We start from the raw sequence: 1,361 nt of genomic DNA on the forward strand, positions 1-1,361 counted from the left end.
AAACCGATCCCCGCGTTGGCCACCGCCTGGGTGATCACCCGCTGCTGCGCCGGCCCATTCGGCGCGCTCAACCCATTCGAAGCCCCATCCTGATTGACCGCCGAGCCCGCGATCACCGCCAACACCGAATGACCGTTACGGCGGGCATCACCGAGCCGCCCCAGCACCAACACCGCCGCGCCCTCACCCCACCCAGTGCCATCCGCAGCAGCCGAAAACGCCTTGCACCGCCCATCCGGGGCCAACCCCCGCTGACGGGCGAACTCCGTGAACGCCGCCGGGGTCGTCATAATCGTCACCCCACCAGCCAAAGCCAGACTGGTCTCCCCATTACGCAGCGACTGACACGCCAAATGCGTGGCCACCAACGACGACGAACACGCCGTATCCACCGTGATCGCCGGACCCTGCAACCCCAACAAATACGCCACCCGACCCGAGACCACGCTGGTGGCCGTGCCAGTCAGCGCATAACCCTCCGCGCTCTCTGAGCCAGCGCCACCATACAGTTGTGACCAGGCGCCGGTGAACACCCCGGTATCCGAACCGGCCAACCCCGCCGGATCAATCCTGGCGTTTTCCAACGCCTCCCAACACACCTCGGCCAACACCCGCTGCTGGGGATCCATCGCGAGGGCCTCCCGCGCCGAGATCCCGAAAAACTCGATGTCGAAGCCGGCGGCATCGGCCACAAATCCTCCGTAGCGGGTGTAGGTCTTGCCCACCGCGTCCGGATCGGGATCAAACAGCCCCGCCAGGTCCCAGCCACGATCGGTGGGGAACCCACCCATCGCATCAATTCCGCCGCTGAGGAGATCCCACAACCGGGCCGGAGAATCCACCCCGCCCGGGAACCGGCACGCCATCCCGACCACCGCCACCGGCTCGGTGGTGCGTTCAGGCGCCCGGGTGGCCCTACGGGTCACCACGGTGGTCTGCCCCAACAACGTCACCAGATACGCCACCACCGCGGCGGGGTTGGGGTGATCGAAGGTCAAGGTGGCGGGCAGGGTCAGGCCGGTGTGTGCGGTCAGGGTGTTGCGGAGTTCCAGGGCGGTCAGGGAGTCGATGCCGAGTTCTTGGAACGGTCGTTGGACATCTAGGGCGCCCGGGTCGGGATGGGCCAACACCGCTGCGGTCGCCTCGCACACCAGCTTGGTCAGGGTGTGCAGTTGCTGCTCGGGGGTTTGACCGGCCAGCCGTGCAGTCAGCGTGTCGGGGCTGGCGGTGGTCGCGGCCTGGCGGCGGGTGTGGGTCAGCCCGGACAGGACCGCCGGCAAGGTGTTGCGGCGTGCCTGGGCGGCCAACGCCGACGCAGAGATGGGGCTGGCGACCAGCATCGGCTGTTGCTGGCTTAGGGC

General features: G+C 67.8%; 1 protein-coding gene. It reads right to left on the reverse strand.

What is annotated here, in order from left to right; genetic code table 11:
* On the reverse strand, positions 1-1,361 hold a 1,361-nt coding region (locus MSIMFI_RS27145), incomplete at both ends, for a beta-ketoacyl synthase N-terminal-like domain-containing protein (protein ID WP_191500013.1).

The organism is Mycobacterium simulans (assembly GCF_900232995.1).
Lineage (GTDB): Bacteria > Actinomycetota > Actinomycetes > Mycobacteriales > Mycobacteriaceae > Mycobacterium > Mycobacterium simulans.